Source organism: Nesterenkonia sp. (assembly GCF_029265375.1).
Lineage (GTDB): Bacteria > Actinomycetota > Actinomycetes > Actinomycetales > Micrococcaceae > Nesterenkonia.
Map to the genome: position 1 here is coordinate 1 of NZ_JAJUJJ010000051.1, position 3,994 is coordinate 3,994.

4 protein-coding genes and 1 pseudogene are annotated in these 3,994 nt (G+C 66.0%); 2 read left to right on the forward strand and 3 right to left on the reverse strand.

What is annotated here, in order from left to right; translation table 11 throughout:
- Positions 1-313 precede the first annotated feature (313 nt).
- On the forward strand, positions 314-703 hold the full coding sequence (locus Q1K09_RS12875) for a hypothetical protein (protein ID WP_300345880.1): 390 nt from the start codon (positions 314-316) through the stop codon (positions 701-703).
- Between the two features lie 348 nt (positions 704-1,051).
- Positions 1,052-1,408 (forward strand): hypothetical protein, encoded by a 357-nt coding sequence (locus Q1K09_RS12880; protein WP_300345882.1) that lies wholly within the window; start codon positions 1,052-1,054, stop codon positions 1,406-1,408.
- A 115-nt stretch (positions 1,409-1,523) separates the two neighbouring features.
- Here the strand turns inward: Q1K09_RS12880 and Q1K09_RS12885 are convergent, their stop codons facing one another.
- From Q1K09_RS12885 to Q1K09_RS12895, 3 genes and pseudogenes are all read right to left on the reverse strand, one after another.
- Positions 1,524-2,462 (reverse strand): D-cysteine desulfhydrase family protein, encoded by a 939-nt coding sequence (locus tag Q1K09_RS12885; RefSeq protein ID WP_366909470.1) that lies wholly within the window; start codon positions 2,460-2,462, stop codon positions 1,524-1,526.
- Positions 2,463-2,495: 33 nt separating this feature from the next.
- A complete protein-coding gene (locus Q1K09_RS12890; protein ID WP_300345883.1) occupies positions 2,496-3,623 on the reverse strand; it encodes an MFS transporter in 1,128 nt (375 codons plus the stop codon).
- A gap of 143 nt (positions 3,624-3,766) precedes the next feature.
- Positions 3,767-3,994 (reverse strand): annotated as a pseudogene (locus Q1K09_RS12895) (glutathione peroxidase); the annotation flags it as partial.

Genomic DNA, 3,994 nt, shown 5'->3' on the forward strand with positions numbered 1-3,994 from the left:
GCCCGCTTGAGCACTGGTCAAACGCCCAGAACTGTTTAAGGGAGGTCGCCGGGGATGCAGGCATATCCGCTCATTATGCGGAGCGACCTCAGTTTGCTGACCTCCAGGAAGAAGTACAGCAAGCCTTGTAGCTCCCGAGGGTGGGGTGGCAATTCTTTCAGTGCTTCCGCGGTGGCGCCCACCTGAGGACGGTCTGCCGAGCGCTTACATGGCTCCCAGAGAGCCTCCGTTGTGTGAGTGGCATGTGGACCAGCCGGGGGATTCAAAGTGACGTTCTCTTGTGATTGAGGGTGTGATGCCGGATTCTGGGTGCATGACGACCACCGCATCGCCGAGCATGCCGTACTACCTGGACTCTGTCAGGCTCAGTGAAGCTGACCTGATCGCCCAGCTGACTGAGCGCCTTGGGACAAAGCTTGTGGCATACCTCGGAGGGGTGCGGGAAACCCGCGCAGTACGGCAATGGGCTGAGGGAATTCGACATCCCTCTTCTGATGCAGTGGAGCGGATCCGCCTGGCTTTTCAGGCTGCCGGAATGATTGCCGAGGCTGGTAACGCCCCCAGTGTGGTCCAGGCCTGGTTTCAAGGTATGAACCCCCAATTGGAAGATCGTTCCCCGGCTCGGGTCATCCGTGAGGGGGACTCGCATGCGGTCGGTCCCGAGGTGCTCGCCGCCGCCCGTGCGTTTGCGCGTATTGGATGAAGCTTCGCACTCTGCAGGGCCAGCGAGTTTGGCGCGTCGGCTATCAGCCTGACCCGTGGTCATGGGCCGATTGGCGGTGGGCGGGGCCTTCTGGGCGCTTCTCGGGCCGTTGGGACGCCCTCGACGCCGGCCTGTACAGGACTCTCTATACGGGCAACTCTTTGTTCGCGTGTTTGGTGGAAATCCTCGCTCCGTTTCGTCCAGACCCGGTTCTGGATGCCGCGCTTGGTGACATCGTCGATAACGATGAGCACGTCGCCGGGAGTGCAGGATTTGGGACACTGGATGTTGAAGCATGGTTGGCTCCGCGCCAGGCCTCTGCGGCCGCCCTCAGTGGCGTGTTCTGTGATGTCAACCCATGCCGAGACGATCGCGGCATTGTTCACTCGCTTCAAGCCTCGCGCATTGACCTACGGGTTGTCTGATTTCGACGCCGCGGCGCTGAAAGCCGCTGAACCACGAATGCTTACCCAGGAGGTATCGCAGTATTTCTGGGAGGCCAGGACTCCCAGCGGTGAGAATTTCTGTGACGGCATTGAGTTCCGTTCCCGTCACGGCGACAATCTCACTCTCTGGGCGATTTACGAACCTCCGGGAGACCCGGAAGTCACTCCACGCGTCTCGGACATTCAACCTGAACAGCTCAATAGGGCAACACCCGAGCTCATCGCCGCGGCCGAATTGCTCGGAGTGACGCTGCGCTGAGTCTGAGATCCTCAGAGGTTGAACCCAGCATCCAGGAACGACTCTGCGAGGGCGGATTCTGCGCTCGCTGCCGGAGGCACCCGTGGCGAAAGTCCACCCGAGAGCAGGCCTGGGATCAGACTTCGGGGTGGCCGAACAGCCCGGGCAGGCCGCCGGTGTGCAGGAAGACCACTGGCTGTCCTGGTGAGATTTCCTCGTCCTTGACGGCGGCGAGGAGCCCGGCCATCGCACGGCCGGTGTAGGTGGGATCAAGGAAGACTGCCTCTGTGCGGGCTGCCAGCTGCACAGCAGCACGGGCTTCGGGCGTGAAGTGCTTATATCCCTCTCCGGCCTGATCGCGCACCCGCAGCGATGCGGGGTCCACTGTTCTGCCGGCCAGCGGCGAGGCGTAGGACGCCGCGGCCTCTGCCGCGTCCGGCCTGGCGCCGACATTGGCCCCGAGCACACGCTCTTCTCCCAGCACTGCCAGCAGTCCCGCCATGGTGCCGCCGGATCCCAGTGCCGTGACCACATGCGCGGCATCGGGAACCTGCTGGAGGATCTCCTGCGCACAGGCGAGGTACCCGCGGGCCCCCAGGCTGCTGGACCCTCCGAAGGGCACCAGGAACGGGCGGGCACCTTCGTCACGCAGCTGCTCGACGACGACGCCGGCGTACTCCGCCAGCTCAGCGGGGCTGCGCTCGCCGGCCCACTGCACCTCAGCCCCCACAAGGGTGTCGAGCAGAAGGTTGCCCTGCGTCGTCGTCGGCGGATCTCCGCCGAGGACTAGCACAGCCCGCATGCCCAGCCGTACGGCCACCGCGGCGGTCAGCCGAGCGTGGTTGCTCTGGGGGCCGCCGGTGGTGACCAGGACATCGGCGCCCTCGCGCTTCGCTGCTGCGGCGAAGTACTCCAGCTTGCGGAGCTTGTTGCCCCCGCCGCCGAGTCCGGTGAGGTCATCGCGCTTCAGCCACAGATCCTCCGCGCCCAGGCCGATCGCCTTGGCCAAGCGTGGCGCCGGTTCGGCAGGCGTGGGGAAGGTGGACAGCGGGATTCGGTCGTGCTGGTCGGCTATGAGCCTGAGCCTATAACAAGGTCTGCGACCGGATTAGGAGGTGGACTGCCGGAGCCCGGAGCCGACCACGCTGAGCGTCGCAGCAAGCAGCAGAGCGGCCGCGAGGACCAGCGCGATGTGCAGCGACCAGACGCTCAGCGCCAGGCTGATGGTGATCAGGCCGACCGCCTGGGCGTTGCGCAGCATGGCGAAGACCTCGGCGCGGCGGTCAGGAGGTGCCAGATCGTCCAGGGCCAGCTGCACATGGGTGGCCAGCAGCGGAAGGAAGAAGCCCACCAGCGCGGCACCGACCAGAGTCAGCGTCACAGAATGGTTCCACGCGCTGAGTCCAGCTCCCAGGCTCGCCAGGCAGAGATAGCCCACAACGGCCCGCAGGGGCGGACGGCGGTTGCGGACAGTGACCCATACCCCGCCGGTGAAGGCGGCCGCGCAGAGCGCCACGGGGAAGAGGAACCCCATCTCCGGGGCGAAGCCGAAGTTCACCGCCAGTGCCACCGCCCCGATCTCCACTGCGCCGACGGCGGCATTCATCGCCACCGTGCACAGCAGCCACATCAGCATGGTCCGGTTCAGGACCCTGCCTTCCGAGCCGGCCCCGATGGCGGGCACTGGGGAAGAGACGGCAGGAACCAGCAGCAGTGGGGCGGCTCCAATGAGCGTCAGCGCGCCCACGGCCAGTACCGGAGAAACCGACCCGAGAGCTGAGGCCACCAGCGGCGAGCTCACGAAGATGACCTCATTCAACGTGGCGGCGAGACCCAGGGCCCGGGGAAGTTTCCCTGCAGCCACCAGATGGTTCAGCACCGAGCGGAGGAACCCGAAGGCGGCGCCGTTGACCAAACCCGCTACTGCTGCGGCGGCCACCAGGGCGGCGAAGGGCGCCTGGTATGCGGCCAGCACCGCGATGCTGCCCAAGGCCAGCGCCCGGATGAGGATCAGCAGCTTCAGAAATCCCAGGGGTCGGCTGCGCCCCAGCCTGGCCAGCGGGACCGCGCCCAGGAGTTGGGCCAGGGTCATCGCCAGGATCATGGCCGCCCCGCTGTTGGCATCGCCGGTGACCGGCAGGGCGACCAGCGCGAAGGCAATGGGGGCGGCCGCCTGGGGCACGCCGAAGCTGGCGAAGGAGGCGTACCAGCGAACCAGCGGCAGGCGCGCCCTCACCGGCGGCTCCGCAGGCCCGCGGCGGCACCCACTGCTGCTGCGCGCTCCGTCCAACCCATGGCCTCAGTCTAGGGACCGGGAGCGTCCTGTAGGCGTGCGCAGAGAGCGCGCGGACGCAGGGGAACCTTTCACGTGGGGCTGCCTCAGAGGGCGGCTTCGATATCTGCTGCCTGTTGATCCGGGCGGGTCTGGGGAGCGAAGCGGCCGATCACCTGGCCATCGCGGCTGATCAGGAACTTGGTGAAGTTCCACTTGATGCGGCCGCCCAAGAGACCTTTCTGCTGGGACTTCAGCCACTGGTAGAGCGGGTGAGCGTCAGGGCCGTTGACGGTGACCTTCTCGAACATCGGAAACGTCACCTGGTAGTTGAC